The following is a 16590-nucleotide window of genomic DNA, read 5'->3' as shown; positions in this document are numbered from 1 at the left end:
AATGGCATACGAATCGACGTACGCCATTTTCCTTTTATATAGGGATTTATAATACCTCTTATAGTAAAATAAAACCACTAATGACAAAATAAATTTAAAGGACAATACTTTTTGGACACTCAAAATTAAGTGTCAATTGGGATGTCAATTCTTACACATTTCCATATATACATCAGAAGTCATCTCCTAAATTTAGTAACCAGTGATAGTTAAAATAAGAGGAGATTTTCCGGTTAAACTGCGTAATAAGGCTTGGTTCGGGGTATATAAGCGGAGGTTTTCCGCTTAAGCAATGCAAAATGATCCATTTTGACGTTTTTTGTGTAAATAGTCGGAATCCTTCCGTCTATTTAAGCTATTTTAAGTGCTATTTCGTAATTAAGAGAAATTTCTCCGCTTATTTATTAAACCATGCTGATTCCCTCATCTCTTGGTCCTTGAGGGTTCGCTCTTTCTTTTTATTTATGGGTGTCAAAGAGGTGTCAAATCTGTTGTCAGATTGCACGCCTTTTTCATTGTTTAGGAATTTATTAAATTGTAAGGTTGTGTATAACTTCGTGTCTTGGTCTATCTACGTCTAGCTCCATGCGCCATCGGACCTGAAACCTTATAATATCAGTATAGATAAAAAGACGAATTCATATGCGAATTCGTCTTAAAAATGACCTGTTATTTTTGATTTTCTACCTCTGAACCGAACTACTTAGCGATTAACCCTGCTTTTTTCTTTCATTATTTTTTGTTAGGCCATACCTTTGTTCCACCCTTGTGTAAAAGGACCATAATGACTAAGCCTATAAAACCAATCGCAAATCCTCCTATTACATCAGATGGATAGTGGGCGTTTAGGATAATCCTACTAAATCCAATAAGGAAAATGAATAATGACATTATTATTCCGAAAATTAGTTTACTTTTGCTAGTCCGTAATTTTGTTAAAAGAAAATACGTCAGAAAGCCATAAAACATTAATCCAATCATCGCATGGCCGCTTGGAAAACTGTAACCTTCAGCATAAATTCCTGGGTCGATAAGTGGGCGCTCTCTAGCGAATACCTCTTTAAGCCATTTATTTAACTCATCACTAAGATAGGTTCCTAACGCAAGAACAATTATTGCAACATAGTCTCTGCTCTTCCACCATATTAAGATGATTGAAAGAATCAACAGGGCAATTATTCCTTCTGTTGTAACCATTTCAGTAAACAACGTAAAGACGAATTTACTAAAGGGATTCGTCATTCCTTCAGCAATACGAACTATCATAGTATCTCCAAGTAATGCCTTACCTGCACGCAATTGATTTAGATAAAGAATTAATAATAGCATCGAAGGCACACAAAGGCTAAAAAACAAATAGAATAGAAAATTACTACTTTCCGGATTATTATCTAATTGTGGTTTTAATTCCATTAATTATCACCTCTCCTCCATATATTAGCTCCCATACTTAATAATACTGAACTCGTCTAATAAATAATAACTTTTTTTATTTTAAAGCAAAAGTTTCATCATTTTTTTAGTAACAATGCTATAATTATAGCAATAGTTTGAAAATAATGTATAGGGGGCCAATAAAATGCTGATTGATTTATTTGAATCACTTGAAGAAAAATATACTGAGATGGTTGATATAAGACGTTATTTACATCAACACCCTGAATTATCCTTTAAAGAATATAAAACGGCTGAATACATAGCTAACTTTTATAAAGATCTAGGGATTGAAGTTCGTACGAATGTTGGAGGTAATGGTGTAGTTGCAAAAGTCATTGGTGGGAAACCAGGTCAAACAGTTGCAATACGTGCCGACTTTGATGCCTTACCAATTCATGATGAAAAAGATGTGCCTTATAAATCAACAGTACCTGGTGTAATGCATGCTTGTGGACATGATGGTCATACATCTACGCTATTGGTTTTAGCAAAGGTATTAAATGAGATGAAAGAATCGTTGCCTGGGACAGTTGTATTGATTCACCAGCATGCTGAAGAATATGCACCAGGTGGAGCAATTGCAATGATTGAAGACGGTTGCCTAGATGGAGTCGATGCCATTTTTGGAACACATTTATGGGCAGGTGATCCAACTGGAACAATTCTTTACCGTGAAGGCCCAATCATGGCTGCAGCAGATAGATTTGAGGTTACTATTCAAGGCTCTGGTGGGCATGGGGCAGCACCTCATAAAACAAAAGATGCCATTGTTACTGCATCACAGCTTGTTGTGAATTTACAACAAATTGTTAGTAGAAAGGTTGACCCAGTTCAGTCTGCTGTTGTTTCTGTTGGTTCATTCGTCGCACAGAATGCTTTCAATGTAATTGCTGATACTGCTAAATTGATTGGTACAGTACGAACATTCGATGAGGATGTACGTAATCAAATTGAAGGTGAGATTGAACGTGTGATAAAGGGAACTTGCTATACTTCAGATTCCTCTTATTCTTATACATTTGATCGTGGTTACCCAGCAGTTGTTAACCATAAAGAAGAAACAGAATTCCTTGTTAAGGTTGCAAAGGATGTGCCTGGAATAGTATCAGTCGAAGAATCTGATCCACAAATGGGCGGTGAGGACTTTGCATATTACCTTCAAAAAGTGAAAGGTACCTTCTTCTTTACAGGTGCAAAACCTGAAAATGTCGAGATTCCATATCCTCACCACCATCCAAAGTTTGATATTGATGAAAAAGCAATGCTCATTGCTGCAAAAACGCTAGGCGCTGCAGCTGTTAATTATTTAGTAAATGAAACTAGAAACAAAGAAGAAGAAGTAGTAGAAGCATAAATGACAAAAGCGCTTGGATAATCCAAGTGCTTTTTCTGTAGTTACTATTCAATTCCAGTTGTTATCCTCTGATCAACTATTTTTAAAATGTCGTAATCGAAAGCAGTTAATCGCTGTTTCTCCTAATTGATCAAGTAAATTATAATTTGCATATGCCCCTACAACTGCTCCAATCCCAGGAATAAGTTGGAGCATTTTTATGAAATCGATATAGTCACGGTACTCCTGTTGAAATACTCGCCAATCTACCTCTTCCAGCTCTCTCTTTTTAATATCCCAATCTTCGATATATGACAATGTTTCCATTTTATATTTATCGCTTGAAAACGCCAATTTAAAGATATAAAGAATAAACAATCGTTCATCATATCGCTTTGAGTCATGACCGTAAATTGAAGCAACTTCGAACAAGAACTTCATTTTTATAGATAGTAGTAAGGGAAAATCTGCAAGCGCTAAAAGAAAGCCACCTGCTCCTGTCCCTGCACCCTCCACGGCTGCGGTACGCTTATATACATTTAATCTTTCTATTACTAACTTTTCTTTTGCTTCCAACGATAACCTTGAGACTTCTTTTGGTTTAGTTGTATATTCAGAACCAACTAATGTTGCTTGAACCATCTTTTTAATACTTTCAGTTATAACTTGATGTGCTTTATCAGGTATTAAGCTGTTAATTTTCGTTTGAGCCGTTTTCGAGAACCGATTAAGCATGGTAGATTTTTTTGTAACCCTCTTTCTCCATAGAACCATTTCCTCTTGTACTTTACGTTCATACTCATTCATGTCTTAATCTTCCTTTTTCAAACAATAATTTGTTTACACCTTTGGTTGAATTAACATGTCTACCTAAAGTATACGGATTTCAAACTGTTTAAGTTTCATTTTTCATGTGAAAAAAGATGACTGAAGTCGCAGTGAAAACTTTTTTCTAACCATCAGAAGTAAAAAACCCCCTATTGAACCAATAAGGGGAATTAAATTAACTTATTAATTTTTCCTTTTATATAGAAGAATACAAGTAGATAATTAAACAAGATTGCCGCTATTATTGATAATAGTGAATGCACCAGCATACCACTGGCCAAAACAAATAGTGCATATACAACACTTTGAGTAATCAACAATACAAAGACTAGCCGAAGGAATGATTTTCGCCTTACCTCGCGTGGAACGGGATATAAGTCAATCCATATTTTCGTACTATGTTGTCTCCATAATGTCATTAATTGATACCCTGTTAAATAGATAAATAAAAGGCTAACAAATACTTTTCCGTTATCTAATGGTAAATATAATAGAAGTAGTCCACCAATTACAACCAGGCGAAGATACATTCCAAAATAATCGCTAGAGCGTAAGAAGGTTCTTAAATATAGGTGGCCAAATGCATTGTTTTTTGAGTAAGTAAGCATACGTGTTACCCAGTCAAGCCACCTGCGGCGTTTCACGCGCTCCTTTAATTTCGGTACATCTGTAAATAAATTTGCAATTCTATAAAATGTCATCATACGTCTAGATTCAAGATCAATTAATCGCTCCCATTTAATGCTTTTATTCGTGGTAGCGCGTTGGAAATAAATAAGAAGCAGCATCATGATGACAATCATTCCGACGATAAGAATAAAGGTGGCTTCTTTTATAATGAAGTAAAAAAATAAGAAATTAATGAAATAACGAACGACTTTATCCGCATTTCTTGCCCAAGGTTCATCAAAAAAGTTTACATTCCATGACATTACTAAATTCCAAACCTTTTGTAGCAATAGAACAGCGAATAGAACACCAAAGGCCACAAAGGAATTACCAGATGCCTTAACATAAAGCGGTGCAAGCCCAACTGATAATAGTAATAATTGATAGCTCTGAAAAACAAAGCTTGAGACAAATGCCTTCTGAAAATATGGTGTTAATTTATTTTCCACTTGTAGTAAAAAGACTAAATCAGGTTCCTTCAAAAGAGTTTGGACCTGACTATTTGTTAATGGAATGGCTAGAACAAGTGCAATAATTAGGAAAGCCGGAAAATTAGCCGGAAGTGTTGACAGCCAGCCACTATATACAAATGCGGCTCCTCCTAGTAAAAAAACAAGAGCAATCAATAAATGATCATTTAACATATACTTTAAATATCGTCTAACCTCTTTTACATATTGTGTATAGCGCCGTTTCCATAATTGCTTTGTGTCAATCATTGGATTCTTCCTTTGTAAGCTGGATATAGATATCATCCAGTGTAGCATTTTTCATCACAAATTGAGTTCTTAGTTCTTCAAGAGTTCCCTTTGCACGAACTTCTCCATTATGTAAAATAACAAATGAATCACAATACCTTTCAGCGGTAGCTAAAATATGTGTCGACATTAAAATACCAGCGCCATTTTGCTTCATTTTATTCATTAATTCCAACAATGACTGAATTCCAAGTGGATCTAAACCAACAAAAGGCTCATCTATAATATAAAGCGGAGGTTCCACTAAAAACGCACACATAATCATGACTTTTTGCTTCATCCCCTTTGAGAAATGAGCAGGAAACCACTTTGCCTTTTTTTCCATTCTAAATTCTTTAAGTAACGGTTCTAAACGCAAAGTAAATGTTTCCTTATCTAATCCATAAGCCATTGCTGTAAGCTCTAAATGTTCATACAATGTTAGTTCATCATAAAGAATAGGTGTTTCTGGAATAAAACTAAACTGTGAACGATACTCTTCAAGACCACTTTGTAATGTTCTTTCATTAATTAAAACTTCACCTTTTTTAGGCTCCATTAAACCAATGACATGCTTAATTGTCGTACTTTTGCCTGCTCCATTTAAGCCAATTAAACCAACAATTTCATTCCGATTAACTGTAAATGAAATATCGTTAAGAACAGGATTCTTTGTGTAACCACCAGTCAAATTTTTTATCTCTAAAAGTGACATATCTTATCCCTTCTTTTCTAAAACTTTCTTCTTTCACTATATCAAATTTTTCCATAAAGAGAAACTTCCCTACTCTAGCTTTCAAGCATATAGGTTGGAAAATACCATTAAAAACAAATTACTTTTATTTGCATAAAGAAAACCTCATCGGGCATGATAATATTTGAAGAGGGAGATTGAAAAAGCGATTGATGATTATCATCATACTTTGAGATGAGGTGTCTGTTAAAGACAATTCCTTGTTTTAAACGTTTTGTTTACAACAACTAACTAGGGGATGGTAGTCTTGAATAAAGTGAGTAACCTTTAAACTTGTCAAACTAACTCTTACGAAAATGAGGTGTTTACGGGCCACAATTTAATTTGAAGCTCGTATATAAAAGTCATTTTGTAAAATGAGGTGTTTGTTAAAGATCATCTAACTGCTATATAAGTTGTGAAACTTATAACCTTAAAAAAAGGGGATGGTCATCTTGAACAAAGGATTACAATCACATTTATCACGCTGCATATCATTTTAAATTAAAAATGAGGTGTTTGCTAAAGATACTTTAACCCTGTAAAACTGTTGTTTCAATTCTCCCACACCTTCACTGAGAAGGGTGCACCTTAACGGTCGCATCCTTCTCTTTATTTATTTTAGAAAAATTTAAGATTATCCATATTTTAAATGGATATCTTTGTTATGGTAGTATATTCTTATAGTACATTAATTGAAGGGATGATAACGCATGAGTGATGATTGTATATTTTGTAAAATAAAAAATGGAGAAATTCTTAGTGCTAAAGTATTTGAAAATGAATATGTAGTTGCCTTCTTAGATATTAGTCAGGTTACGAAGGGACATACAATCGTTATTCCGAAAGTACATAAAGAAAACATCTATGAGTTAACCCAAGACATAGCAAAAAATTTCTTTGAAGCTGTTCCGAAAATCGCAAATGCTTTAAAAACCAAATATAACCCTGCAGGCTTAAACCTTTTAAATAATAATGGGGAGCTAGCAGGTCAAACCGTTTTTCATTATCATATGCATATCATCCCCCGCTACGGTAAAGGTGATGGCTTCGGCGCTGTTTGGAAATCACATGCGAATCAATATACAACACAAAATTTACAAGACATTGCAAAAGAAATCTCAGATGCAATACACTGATAAGTACGAGGCAGACCCTGTATAGGTCTGTTTTTCTTTAAAATATTAGATAGTAAAAAAGTTGTATCTAGTTTTGGTGCCTAGCTCCGTGCACCCTTTGCTTTGCTAACAAAATAGTTTAAAAATTTCCTCTATTAATGGCATTTTCATGATAATATATATAATTAAATCGCAACTTCATAATTTAAGGGGGATTTCAATGCAACGCGCTTTTAATTTTAATGCTGGACCTTCTGCCCTTCCTCTAGAGGTACTTCAAATCGCACAAGCAGAATTCCTAAATTACAATGGAACTGGAATGTCAGTTATGGAATTAAGCCATCGTAGCAATGAGTATGACAAAGTCCATCAAAGAGCAAAGACATCATTCAAAGAACTATTACAAATCTCAGATGACTATGAGGTGTTGTTCTTACAAGGTGGAGCTAGCTTACAATTCTCTATGCTTCCATTGAATCTTTTAGCTAAAGACAAAACAGCAGCCTATATCCTAACTGGTGAGTGGTCAGAGAAAGCATTCAAGGAAGCAAAAAAACTTGGTCACGCAAAAGTTATCGCTTCTAGTCAAGAAGAGAACTACACCTATATTCCAAGTCATGCTAATTTATCGCTTTCTAGTCAGACAGCCTACTTACATATTACGTCTAATAATACTATCTATGGAACCCAGTGGCATTCATATCCCGAACTTGTAGATATTCCATTAATAGCAGATATGTCGAGTGACATTTTGAGTAAGAAAGTGAATATCGATCAATTTTCACTAATCTATGCTGGTGCACAAAAAAATTTAGGTCCTGCTGGAGTCACAGTTGTGATTATTAAAAAGGAACTACTAACAAAGATTCCTGAACACATTCCTACATTTTTAAACTATGGTACGCATGTTAAACAAAACAGTTTATATAACACTCCACCAACATTCTCAATTTATATATTGGCACTTGTATTAGATTGGGTTAAAAACCAAGGTGGGTTGGATGGAATTGAAACAAGAAATAAAGAAAAAGCCTCACTGATCTATCAATGTATTGATAAATCAGACGGCTTTTACACTCCCCACGCTAAGCAAGATAGTCGTTCAAATATGAATATCACCTTTACTCTGCCAACTGAGGAATTAACAAACTGCTTTTTATCGCTGGCAAAGGAGAATGGATTTAGTGGATTAAATGGTCACCGTTCGATTGGTGGGTGTCGGGCATCTATTTATAATGCTGTACCCTTGGAATCTTGTCAGGCACTTGTAAAATTCATGGAAAAATTTAGACAAATAAATTAACTAAAAAACTACCTCTATGAAAATAGGAAATGATTTGTTATACTTAGAATAAGTTTTTTCGCAATAGGCAAATAGTGCATTATTGGAGAAAACTTAAAAATTATGAGTATAGTTAGAATAGGAGAGATGAGAAATGAATACAAGAGTACTTGTTTTACTATCATTATTAGTCGGTATGGGAGCTGTGTTGCATGCTATCACACCACCATTACTGTTTGGGATGAAGCCCGATTTAATGCTAACAATGATGTTTTTAGGGATTTTGCTATTCCCAAGTAGAAAAAATGTGCTGTTGCTAGGACTCTTAACTGGTATTATTTCAGCTTTAACTACTGGATTTCCTTCAGGCCAAATTCCTAACTTAATTGACAAACCAATTACAGCTTTTGTTTTTTTAGGAATGTTCCTGCTTATTAGAAGGTTCAATAGTTCATTAGTTGGTGCTGGTGTATTAACAGCAATAGGTACAATTATATCTGGAAGCATATTCCTTGGTTCTGCTTTATTATTCTTTGCACTTCCTGGTGGAGCAGCCTTTTCAAGTTTATTTATTGGAATAGTATTACCAACTGCAGTATTTAATACCGTTGCAATGGTAGTGATTTTTCCAATAGTACAGCAAATCATCAAACGAACAAACCTAGCTTCTGAAATTAAAATTTAACCCTATAATGAAGAAACCCGATCTACTTAACGATCGGGTTTTATTACGTATTAATGATGAAGAAAAGGAGACCTACAATTAAAAAAATCGCCCCACCTGCCCCAAGTACACCTGCTTTTTTGATAAGAATACGTTTTGGAGGATAGACTCCAGCTTTTTGAGATAACAATAAATAGTTCCCCATCCCAATAAATAATAGTAAACTAACCACAAAGATACCAAATATAACACCAGACAACGCAATCATCCCCTCCTATACTTATATTTATGCAAACCTATTACTTCCTATGAAAATTGATCATATATGAAATGGTCTTAGAGCTTTCCAAAAGATCAATTATAATCGTCATAATAATATTGATCTAAAACATGTTTTCTGAAATAAAGCATTATAGGTCAATTAAAGCAAAGGTATTCTCAGCTTGGGTTCATTTAAGAAAGTAAGTAAAAATAAAAAAGTATTCAAAAAGAGCTTTTGGAAATTGCAAATTCACATAAAGAAGTAGGGCAAACTGTCCAAAAAAAAGTGATAATCGGTCGATTTTTATCTTTATTTAAAAATTTTGTTAATTTATATCTTTATTAATTTTTACTTTATTGGCATAATAGTAATAATAGTATTTTAGAAATGTGAAAAGAAGGTGACTTATGAAAAAAGAAGAAACGCAATATTCTATTAAAGAAGCGATGCTCTTTAGCCAAAGAATCGCCCAATTGAGTAAGGCCCTGTGGAAATCGATTGAAAAAGATTGGCAGCAATGGATAAAACCTTTTAATTTAAATATTAATGAACACCACATTTTGTGGATTGCATACCATCTTAAAGGTGCATCAATTTCAGAGATTGCTAAATTTGGAGTTATGCACGTATCTACAGCCTTTAACTTTTCTAAGAAACTAGAAGAACGTGGACTTCTACAATTTTCGAAGAAGGAAAATGACAAGCGAAACACCTATATCAAAATAACAGATAAAGGCGAAGAAGTTTTGCTAAAGTTAATGGAAGATTATGATCCTAGTAAAAATGCTGTCTTTAGTGGCGCATTACCACTAAAAGCATTGTATGGGAAGTTTCCTGATATTTTAGAAATGATGTGTATTATCCGTAATATTTACGGTGAAGATTTTATGGAGATATTTGAAAGATCGTTTGAAAATATTGAAGATGAGTTTATAGAAATTGATGGAAAATTATATAAACGAGTAGAAGAAACCTATTCAAAATAATTTATTATTTTATCGTATTCATGATTTTTTTAAATTCATTCATTAGTGGGACATAAATGCCATGCGTTAAAAGTGATTTGACAGTTTCTTCAGCATCTAAATTAGGGTGTAACATCCCTACAAATTCAGTAAGAAGCGGGGTGAATACTATTAAGCCTTCCGCTTTTTGCTTTTTGTATTGTTCATTCATTTTGTCACATAACGATAAAAATTCCTCAACCTCATTTTTAGTCATTTGAGCTTTTACAATTAACTTGTACAGTGCAATTTTTTCTACATCCAATAACTCAAACAATAAAGCTTGATAATATTCCAATCGTTCTATTCGTGCTTCAAGTGATTCCACTCTTCTAACCACTCCTTCATATCCTCATCTTTATTACATAATTTATCAAAGTATTTAATATTCATTATACTTATGATTTCCCACCATTTTCAGGGAGAATATTATCATCATATCACATATTTTACATATTTATGAAATGAGCACAAAAGCATGTTCAACTAACCTTTATAGCGCTGATTACCATTACCATTTTACTATAGAACACTATGTCAAAAAGTGAAACTTCAATCAGTAAGGCTTAACTGATTGTTAGTTGATCTTAACGTCCTGTGCTTCGTCGGACCTTTACCTTTTATAGGCAGTGGACCCAGCTAAAAAATACTCCTAGTTTAAAGGTGGGGTCTTGCTGCCCCTTAAGCGGGGGATTTAAACAATGCTAACTTTAACACATATATTCCTATTGATTTTTTATAAGAATCATCGTAAAGTAGTTTAGTAAGTTGGTAGGTTATGAAATGTACTATATTTTTATGAAGTTCGGATGGTGATTTTCCTATGACATGTTGGAGAACCATTAATCTTTCTAAAGATTATGGATTCGACCGCATCGTACTTATGTCTTTACTTACGATGTTTTTCGCATTCGTTTTATTTTATTTACCTTTAAATTTATTTAACTCTACAACTAATTTAAATGAAGATGGAGTTTTACTATTCACACTTGGACTTCTTTTTATTTTTCCTATTCACAAGTTCTTACATGCATTACCACTTATCATTTTAAGAAAGAAAGTTAAAATACACCTTACGCAGTTCTTTTTGATTATACCGGTTTTTTCGATACGACCTAAACAGACGCTATCTAAATCTGTGACTATTACTGCAATTACTACACCATTTTTCTTAATCACTTTTTTAATGCTACTAGCAAGTTTGATATTTCCAGGTTATATCCATTACTTTAGTATCCTTGCAGCGATCAATATAGGCTTATGCGTTTCAGATTTCATCTGTTTAACTCAGTTTATTCATGCACCAAAGACATGCTTAATAGAAGAAATTGAAGATGGATATACGATTTTAGTAGAAAACTAAGAAAAGTTGGAAGCCCGAGATAGTTAGTTGAAATGAAGTAGAGATATATCCTTTTAATAACGAAAGAAAGAAATTGGCATTCCAGTTTCTTTCTTTTCATACAATGTTAACCATAGGTATCATGCTATCTTTTTCAACAAATCTTTGGTAAAGTAATTACTAGACATAAAGGATTTAGGGGGGGATTTTAGGGTGGCTATATTTTTTATTCCTTTTGCTATCTTTATCTTGTATTATATAAATCAAATGACAAACAAGCTTTGCATTCAAAAAGAAATACCTGAAGACCGTCAGCCTAAAGTCTTTAGAACAATTAATATCTTAATTACAATTTTACTTATATCTTCTTATGTAGAAAATCTGTATACATAAAGATACTAAGAAAAGCGCAGGGCGCCCGCCTTTCGGCGACAAGCATAAGCCAATCCCTTCCCGAAGGCGTTTTTTGCCTTCGGGAAGGGATTGGCTTATGACCTCAGGTCCGATGGCGCCCGGAGCTAGACACTAAAACTAGGTACACACTTTTATACTTTCTTATCTTTTAAAAAAGTGGTGAAGCATTGGCTCCACCACTTTTTTATGTCCCCTTTATTAGGCCCAAGAAGCACCAATGATGATTAGCAAAATAAACAGCACAACAATTAACGCAAAGCCTCCACCAAAGTATCCAGCATGTGACATAGTTTTTCCTCCTTGTTATCATTCAATTGCAACTTATTTCTACTGCAAAAAATAGCGCTTATTTACTTATAACCAAGCAGCACCAACAATTATTAACAAAATGAACAACACAACGATTAGCGCAAATCCACCCGTGTATGCGTGGCTCATCGTAACACCTCCTTTTTCTAGCTACTTCACCATTGTATGCATTGTAATTTTTGAACGAATGGGCTTTTGTCTTAGATTTTTATAATTTAAATTTTTGAAGTTTTTTTTATTTGAGTCCCCTATTTTTGAAGACTTACAATATACTATTGATTCTATAGAAATTTGACTAAACGAATGTCCCGATTTTACCAACATTTCGTAGAATTGATCTAGTTATAATCTACAGACTATTTGCAGAAAAAATTTCTTTAATATGTAAATATGTGTTATAGTAGTTCATGTAGTTTTGGACAAACTAACAATTAAATTACATAGTAGGAGATGTGCGTAAATGAAAAAAATGATTTTAGCTCTCACAGCTACAGCAAGCATTCTAGCACTTAGCGCGTGCAACAATGCAGATGAATCTGAAGCAATTGTAGAGACAAGTGCTGGAGATATTACAAAAGATGAATTTTATACAGCAATGAAGGACCAGGTTGGTCAACAAATCCTCCGAGACCTTGTACACTCTAAAGTACTTGGGGAGAAATATGAAGTAACAAAAGAAGAGCTTGATGCGAAAATGGAAGAACTTCGTACAGCATATGGAGCTCAATTTGACGCTGCTATTCAACAAAATGGTGAAGAAGCTGTTCGTGATATGCTCAAAGTTGATCTGTTACGTGAAAAAGCTGCTTCTAAAGATATAGAAGTAACTGAGGAAGAAATACAAGCAAAATATGATGAACTAAAAAACAAAAAGCCAGAAATTAAAGCAAGTCATATTTTAGTAGCTGATGAGGCAACTGCAAAAGAAGTTCAAGGAAAACTTGAAAGTGGCGAATCATTCGAAGATCTAGCGAAAGAATACGGTACTGATGGCACTGCAACTCAAGGTGGAGATCTAGGCTATTTTGGTGAGGGACAAATGATACCTGAATTTGAAAAAGCTGCATATGCACTTGAAATTGGAGAAATTAGTGATATCGTTAAAACAGAGTTTGGTTTTCACATAATTAAATTGACCGATAAAAAGGCAACTGAAGTTAAACCGTTAGATGAAATGCGTGAAGAAATTGAAAGTGACTTACGAACGTCAAAACTTGATCCTGCAACTGTTGAGTCTGCAGTCAACGCAGAAATTAAAGCGGCAGAAGTAAAAGTTAATGATACAAAACTTAAAGATACGTTTAAAGCGACTGAAACAAAATAACTAAGAAAAGCGCAGGGCGCCCGGAGCTAGACACTAAAACTTGGTACAAATTTTTATACTTTCTTATCTTTGAACAAAAGCGCAGGGCGCCCGCTTATCGGCGACAAGCATAAGACGAGCCCGGACTGAAGGCGTTTTTTGCCTTCGGGAAGGGATTGGCTTATGACCTCGAGCCGATGGCGCATGGAGCTAGACGTAGATAGACAAAGACACGAAGTTATACACAACCTTACAATTTTTATAAATTCCTTAACTAAATGAAAGGACCGTTCACTTATACGAACGGTCCTTTCTTAAATTATTAAGCGTTGTTTACATTGCCTGATGTTTTTTTACATTCTCTTTTCTCCCTTGTTTTTCACTATTCATCCGCTCAATGTAAACTTGACCCTCTTGCTCAAGGTATGAATTATCAATTTCTCGTTCATTTCTTGCAGTACGAATCGTCATATATGCACTAAAAATTATCCCACTAATCACTAGGTAAACCCACCAAGGAACAGCAAAAATCATATGTTATTTCCCCCTTGTCCATCATTACTTATTATTACTATATGTTTGGATTTCATGAGATATCACTTCTTTGTACAAGCTTATTTAAAAAATGTATGGCGCCCTTGGCTAGACGCTAAATCTGGTTTTCATCAAAAAAAGTAACCATTGTCTGGCTACTTTTGTTAGTTTTAAATTTGTCATTTATGAAAAGTTGGCTTGTAGAAATTACGATTTTCCAGTGCAAATATCCGCTCTGAGAATTCACCAGGTTTTACTCGTTCAAGTGCACGATCTAACATATTCATCTTGGCATCAAGATTATCGATATAATGTAGGATCTCCCCCTCTTTGATCATTGGTGGCTTCGGACTCCCCCATTCAGCCTTTCCATGATGGGATAGGACAAGATGCTGCAGTATTGTCACTTCCTCACCTGCTATACCAAGTTCCTCAGCAGCCTTCCCAATTTCATTAATCATAATTGTTATATGTCCTAATAGGTTCCCTTCAACCGTGTAACTAGTTGATACTGGTCCTGACAATTCAATCACTTTACCCAAATCATGAAGGATAACACCGGCATATAGCAGGTCCGTATCAAGTGAAGGGTAAAGGGTAGAGATTGACTTTGCTAAATCTAACATTGAGACTACATGATAAGCTAACCCTGAGACAAATTCATGATGATTTCTTGTTGCAGCTGGAAATTCAAAAAAAGCCGTATGATGCTTTTTTAAGAGGTGCCTTGTAATCCTTTGAATAGAGGAATTTTTCATATCAAATATGAATTGTGTTACCTTTTCAGCCATATCTTCTTTTTTCATCGGAGCTACCTCAAGTAAATCCGCAACCTGAACAATATCTTTTTCATTTGTAGAACGAATTGTTCTTATTTTTAGCTGAGTTCGACCTCGGTAATTGTTAACATCCCCAACAACATGAACAATTTTTTCAGGAGCATATGCAGACTCATCATCTACTGTGGCATCCCAAAGTTTCGCCTCAATTTCTCCACTTTTATCCTGAAGCATCAATGTCAAAAATGGCTTCCCATTACTTGCGATTGCTTTTGTGGCTGATTTAACTAACAAATAGATTTCAACTGTATCTCCAAATTGATAATTGAGAATACCTTTCCCCATAAAAATGCTCCCACCCTTCTACCCAATTTTCTATAATTATAACATAAAGGTTTATTTACATCAGTGCCCTAATAGACGGCATACAAAGGAAACTCCCTCAAATCTTGGAGGGTCTTACTGCCCGTTAATACAGGATAAACTTTTTTTCAACTGCAAAACACGCTCTTACTATAAGATGATGCTCCTCCTTTATCAAGCTTGCGTCTGTAAGTTTTTTGCTTTCTTAGCAATCCATACCTTAGTTGAGATAAGGCCTATGAGCATTACAAACGCTCCAAAATAGTATGGTATTTGAATATTAACCTCAAATAAAGCACCTGCAAGAATAGGTCCCGCTACATTTCCTAAACTTAAAAAGGAGTTATTTAAACCCATAACCATCCCCTGCCTTTTACCAGCAAGTTTTGAAATAAAAGAATTAAGTGATGGCCGAAGTGCAGAATTCCCAATAAAGAATACAGACGTTGTTAATAAAATGGTCAGAAATGAGTTTGCAAACGTCATTAAAACAAAACCAATCGCACTTATAAGAAGTGATGTAGTCACTACAGGTTCTTCCCCATATCTTCGAGTCAGTCGCCCTACGAAACCTCCTTGAACAATTGTACCAATTAAACCAATAATAAGTATTAGTACACCAACCTCTTGAGGCCCATAACCATATCTCTCCATCGAATAGTAGCCAAAAATTGATTGGAAATTAGCTAGACCTAGGCTCATAATAAAAACAAGTACTAATAAAAACCCAACAGAGCTTTTTAATGCTACTCCCATTTGTGTAAATTGGTTAACTCTCTTTTCACCCACTTCAAGGTGTGCAAGCTCTCTTGCCTCTTTTGGATAGGATTCTGGTAGAATGAGGACTGATAGAACACCTGCAAGTACTGCAGCAATACCTGCGAATAGAAACGGATATGAAAGATCATAGGTTGCAAGCCAGCCACCGATTCCAGGACCAACTACAATACCTAGACCCATTGCTGCACCTAATATTCCCATGCCCTGTCCCCGTTTTTCTTCAGTTGTTACATCAGAAACATAGGCCATAGCAGTTGGCATGAGAGCAGAACCAAAAGTTCCTGCCAATATCCTTGAAATAAACAGCATCCAGAGACCGTTAGCAAATGCAAAGATAAATTCAGCAATAGCAAAGCCAAATAACCCTATTGTAATTAGCGGTTTCCGTCCAATTTTATCAGAAAGTCTGCCCCACACTGGTGCAAATAAAAATTGCATAAACGAAAATACCGCCACTAAAAATCCAAGCATTTGAGCATCAGCCCCAAACATCTCAACATAAAATGGCAATATTGGGATAACAAGCCCGATTCCGACCATGATTATAAAAAGGTTAAAGCTTAGGAGTGCTAAAGGACCCTTACTATTTGTAATTCCATTTTCTTTATTTTTCATAATCTCTATTTTTCCCTTCATCTAGAAAGCGAATCAATTTCATACCTACTTGATTGTAGCTGAAAACGAACTGTAAATCCATTT

General features: G+C 34.8%; 19 protein-coding genes. 8 read left to right on the top strand and 11 right to left on the bottom strand.

The annotated features are described in order from the left end of the window. Window positions 1–732 precede the first annotated feature (732 nt). Window positions 733–1413 carry a phosphatase PAP2 family protein gene (locus tag PY093_RS09340; RefSeq protein WP_275645621.1) on the bottom strand — a complete coding sequence of 227 codons (681 nt, stop codon included), beginning with the start codon at window positions 1411–1413 and terminating at the stop codon, window positions 733–735. A gap of 166 nt (window positions 1414–1579) precedes the next feature. On the opposite strand from PY093_RS09340, the gene PY093_RS09335 reads away from it, so the two are divergent. Further along, window positions 1580–2791 (top strand): M20 family metallopeptidase, encoded by a 1212-nt coding sequence (locus PY093_RS09335; protein ID WP_275645620.1) that lies wholly within the window; start codon window positions 1580–1582, stop codon window positions 2789–2791. A gap of 72 nt (window positions 2792–2863) precedes the next feature. On the opposite strand, the gene PY093_RS09330 is transcribed toward PY093_RS09335, so the two are convergent. From PY093_RS09330 to PY093_RS09320, 3 genes are all read right to left on the bottom strand, one after another. After that, entirely contained in the window at window positions 2864–3577 is a 714-nt protein-coding gene (locus PY093_RS09330; protein ID WP_275645619.1) for an EcsC family protein, read from the bottom strand. 191 nt (window positions 3578–3768) lie between these two features. Continuing rightward, window positions 3769–4986, bottom strand: coding sequence for an ABC transporter permease (locus PY093_RS09325; RefSeq protein ID WP_275645618.1), 1218 nt, complete (start codon window positions 4984–4986; stop codon window positions 3769–3771). After that, on the bottom strand, window positions 4979–5719 hold the full coding sequence (locus PY093_RS09320) for an ABC transporter ATP-binding protein (RefSeq protein WP_275645617.1): 741 nt from the start codon (window positions 5717–5719) through the stop codon (window positions 4979–4981). Before PY093_RS09320 ends, PY093_RS09325 begins: the two co-directional genes overlap by 8 nt. A gap of 731 nt (window positions 5720–6450) precedes the next feature. Between PY093_RS09320 and PY093_RS09315 the strand changes: the two genes are divergently transcribed. The 3 genes from PY093_RS09315 (at window position 6451) to PY093_RS09305 (ending at window position 8822) form a co-directional block, all read left to right on the top strand. Next, window positions 6451–6876, top strand: a complete 426-nt coding sequence (locus tag PY093_RS09315) for an HIT family protein (RefSeq protein ID WP_275645616.1) — start codon at window positions 6451–6453, stop codon at window positions 6874–6876. A gap of 199 nt (window positions 6877–7075) precedes the next feature. Then, a complete protein-coding gene (gene serC / locus PY093_RS09310; RefSeq protein WP_275645615.1) occupies window positions 7076–8158 on the top strand; it encodes a 3-phosphoserine/phosphohydroxythreonine transaminase in 1083 nt (360 codons plus the stop codon). Window positions 8159–8291: 133 nt separating this feature from the next. Continuing rightward, window positions 8292–8822 (top strand): tryptophan transporter, encoded by a 531-nt coding sequence (locus PY093_RS09305; protein ID WP_275645614.1) that lies wholly within the window; start codon window positions 8292–8294, stop codon window positions 8820–8822. Between the two features lie 43 nt (window positions 8823–8865). On the opposite strand, the gene yhzF is transcribed toward PY093_RS09305, so the two are convergent. Further along, window positions 8866–9060 carry a membrane protein YhzF gene (gene yhzF, locus PY093_RS09300; RefSeq protein WP_275645613.1) on the bottom strand — a complete coding sequence of 65 codons (195 nt, stop codon included), beginning with the start codon at window positions 9058–9060 and terminating at the stop codon, window positions 8866–8868. A 410-nt stretch (window positions 9061–9470) separates the two neighbouring features. Here yhzF and PY093_RS09295 point away from each other — a divergent pair, with 410 nt between their 5' ends. After that, entirely contained in the window at window positions 9471–10049 is a 579-nt protein-coding gene (locus PY093_RS09295) for an HTH-type transcriptional regulator Hpr (RefSeq protein ID WP_275645612.1), read from the top strand. 4 nt (window positions 10050–10053) lie between these two features. Here the strand turns inward: PY093_RS09295 and PY093_RS09290 are convergent, their stop codons facing one another. Further along, window positions 10054–10407 (bottom strand): DUF1878 family protein, encoded by a 354-nt coding sequence (locus PY093_RS09290; RefSeq protein WP_345774236.1) that lies wholly within the window; start codon window positions 10405–10407, stop codon window positions 10054–10056. A gap of 483 nt (window positions 10408–10890) precedes the next feature. Here PY093_RS09290 and PY093_RS09285 point away from each other — a divergent pair, with 483 nt between their 5' ends. Further along, window positions 10891–11430, top strand: a complete 540-nt coding sequence (locus tag PY093_RS09285; protein WP_275645611.1) for a DUF3267 domain-containing protein — start codon at window positions 10891–10893, stop codon at window positions 11428–11430. 192 nt (window positions 11431–11622) lie between these two features. Beyond that, window positions 11623–11802: a hypothetical protein gene (locus PY093_RS09280; RefSeq protein ID WP_275645610.1), complete on the top strand. Its 180-nt coding sequence runs from the start codon at window positions 11623–11625 to the stop codon at window positions 11800–11802. Window positions 11803–12021: 219 nt separating this feature from the next. Here the strand turns inward: PY093_RS09280 and PY093_RS09275 are convergent, their stop codons facing one another. Beyond that, entirely contained in the window at window positions 12022–12111 is a 90-nt protein-coding gene (locus tag PY093_RS09275) for a YjcZ family sporulation protein (RefSeq protein WP_275645609.1), read from the bottom strand. Between the two features lie 66 nt (window positions 12112–12177). Continuing rightward, window positions 12178–12261 carry a YjcZ family sporulation protein gene (locus PY093_RS09270; RefSeq protein ID WP_275645636.1) on the bottom strand — a complete coding sequence of 28 codons (84 nt, stop codon included), beginning with the start codon at window positions 12259–12261 and terminating at the stop codon, window positions 12178–12180. A gap of 331 nt (window positions 12262–12592) precedes the next feature. Between PY093_RS09270 and PY093_RS09265 the strand changes: the two genes are divergently transcribed. Beyond that, the gene (locus PY093_RS09265) at window positions 12593–13456 is read left to right on the top strand and encodes a peptidylprolyl isomerase (protein WP_275645608.1); all 864 of its coding nucleotides are present in this window, start codon (window positions 12593–12595) and stop codon (window positions 13454–13456) included. Between the two features lie 312 nt (window positions 13457–13768). Here PY093_RS09265 and PY093_RS09260 read toward each other — a convergent pair whose 3' ends face one another. From PY093_RS09260 to PY093_RS09250, 3 genes are all read right to left on the bottom strand, one after another. Continuing rightward, the gene (locus PY093_RS09260; RefSeq protein WP_275645635.1) at window positions 13769–13966 is read right to left on the bottom strand and encodes a sporulation YhaL family protein; all 198 of its coding nucleotides are present in this window, start codon (window positions 13964–13966) and stop codon (window positions 13769–13771) included. A 182-nt stretch (window positions 13967–14148) separates the two neighbouring features. Beyond that, window positions 14149–15093: a 3'-5' exoribonuclease YhaM gene (yhaM, locus tag PY093_RS09255; RefSeq protein ID WP_275645607.1), complete on the bottom strand. Its 945-nt coding sequence runs from the start codon at window positions 15091–15093 to the stop codon at window positions 14149–14151. 192 nt (window positions 15094–15285) lie between these two features. Then, complete coding sequence (locus PY093_RS09250; RefSeq protein WP_275645606.1) at window positions 15286–16506, bottom strand: MFS transporter; 1221 nt, start codon at window positions 16504–16506, stop codon at window positions 15286–15288. Window positions 16507–16590: the final 84 nt, after the last annotated feature.

The sequence above is a fragment of the Cytobacillus sp. S13-E01 genome (assembly GCF_029193815.1).
GTDB lineage: Bacteria > Bacillota > Bacilli > Bacillales > Bacillaceae_L > Bacillus_BV.
This window is presented reverse-complemented; position numbering and strand designations above follow the sequence as displayed.

What these genes read in the sequence shown, in the direction of transcription:
- PY093_RS09340 (WP_275645621.1), bottom strand. Translation starts at nt 1,413, where the DNA reads ATGGAATTAAAACCACAATTAGATAATAATCCGGAAAGTAGTAATTTT.
- PY093_RS09335 (WP_275645620.1), top strand. Translation starts at nt 1,580, where the DNA reads ATGCTGATTGATTTATTTGAATCACTTGAAGAAAAATATACTGAGATG.
- PY093_RS09330 (WP_275645619.1), bottom strand. Translation starts at nt 3,577, where the DNA reads ATGAATGAGTATGAACGTAAAGTACAAGAGGAAATGGTTCTATGGAGA.
- PY093_RS09325 (WP_275645618.1), bottom strand. Translation starts at nt 4,986, where the DNA reads ATGATTGACACAAAGCAATTATGGAAACGGCGCTATACACAATATGTA.
- PY093_RS09320 (WP_275645617.1), bottom strand. Translation starts at nt 5,719, where the DNA reads ATGTCACTTTTAGAGATAAAAAATTTGACTGGTGGTTACACAAAGAAT.
- PY093_RS09315 (WP_275645616.1), top strand. Translation starts at nt 6,451, where the DNA reads ATGAGTGATGATTGTATATTTTGTAAAATAAAAAATGGAGAAATTCTT.
- serC (WP_275645615.1), top strand. Translation starts at nt 7,076, where the DNA reads ATGCAACGCGCTTTTAATTTTAATGCTGGACCTTCTGCCCTTCCTCTA.
- PY093_RS09305 (WP_275645614.1), top strand. Translation starts at nt 8,292, where the DNA reads ATGAATACAAGAGTACTTGTTTTACTATCATTATTAGTCGGTATGGGA.
- PY093_RS09295 (WP_275645612.1), top strand. Translation starts at nt 9,471, where the DNA reads ATGAAAAAAGAAGAAACGCAATATTCTATTAAAGAAGCGATGCTCTTT.
- PY093_RS09285 (WP_275645611.1), top strand. Translation starts at nt 10,891, where the DNA reads ATGACATGTTGGAGAACCATTAATCTTTCTAAAGATTATGGATTCGAC.
- PY093_RS09275 (WP_275645609.1), bottom strand. Translation starts at nt 12,111, where the DNA reads ATGTCACATGCTGGATACTTTGGTGGAGGCTTTGCGTTAATTGTTGTG.
- PY093_RS09270 (WP_275645636.1), bottom strand. Translation starts at nt 12,261, where the DNA reads ATGAGCCACGCATACACGGGTGGATTTGCGCTAATCGTTGTGTTGTTC.
- PY093_RS09265 (WP_275645608.1), top strand. Translation starts at nt 12,593, where the DNA reads ATGAAAAAAATGATTTTAGCTCTCACAGCTACAGCAAGCATTCTAGCA.
- yhaM (WP_275645607.1), bottom strand. Translation starts at nt 15,093, where the DNA reads ATGGGGAAAGGTATTCTCAATTATCAATTTGGAGATACAGTTGAAATC.
- PY093_RS09250 (WP_275645606.1), bottom strand. Translation starts at nt 16,506, where the DNA reads ATGAAAAATAAAGAAAATGGAATTACAAATAGTAAGGGTCCTTTAGCA.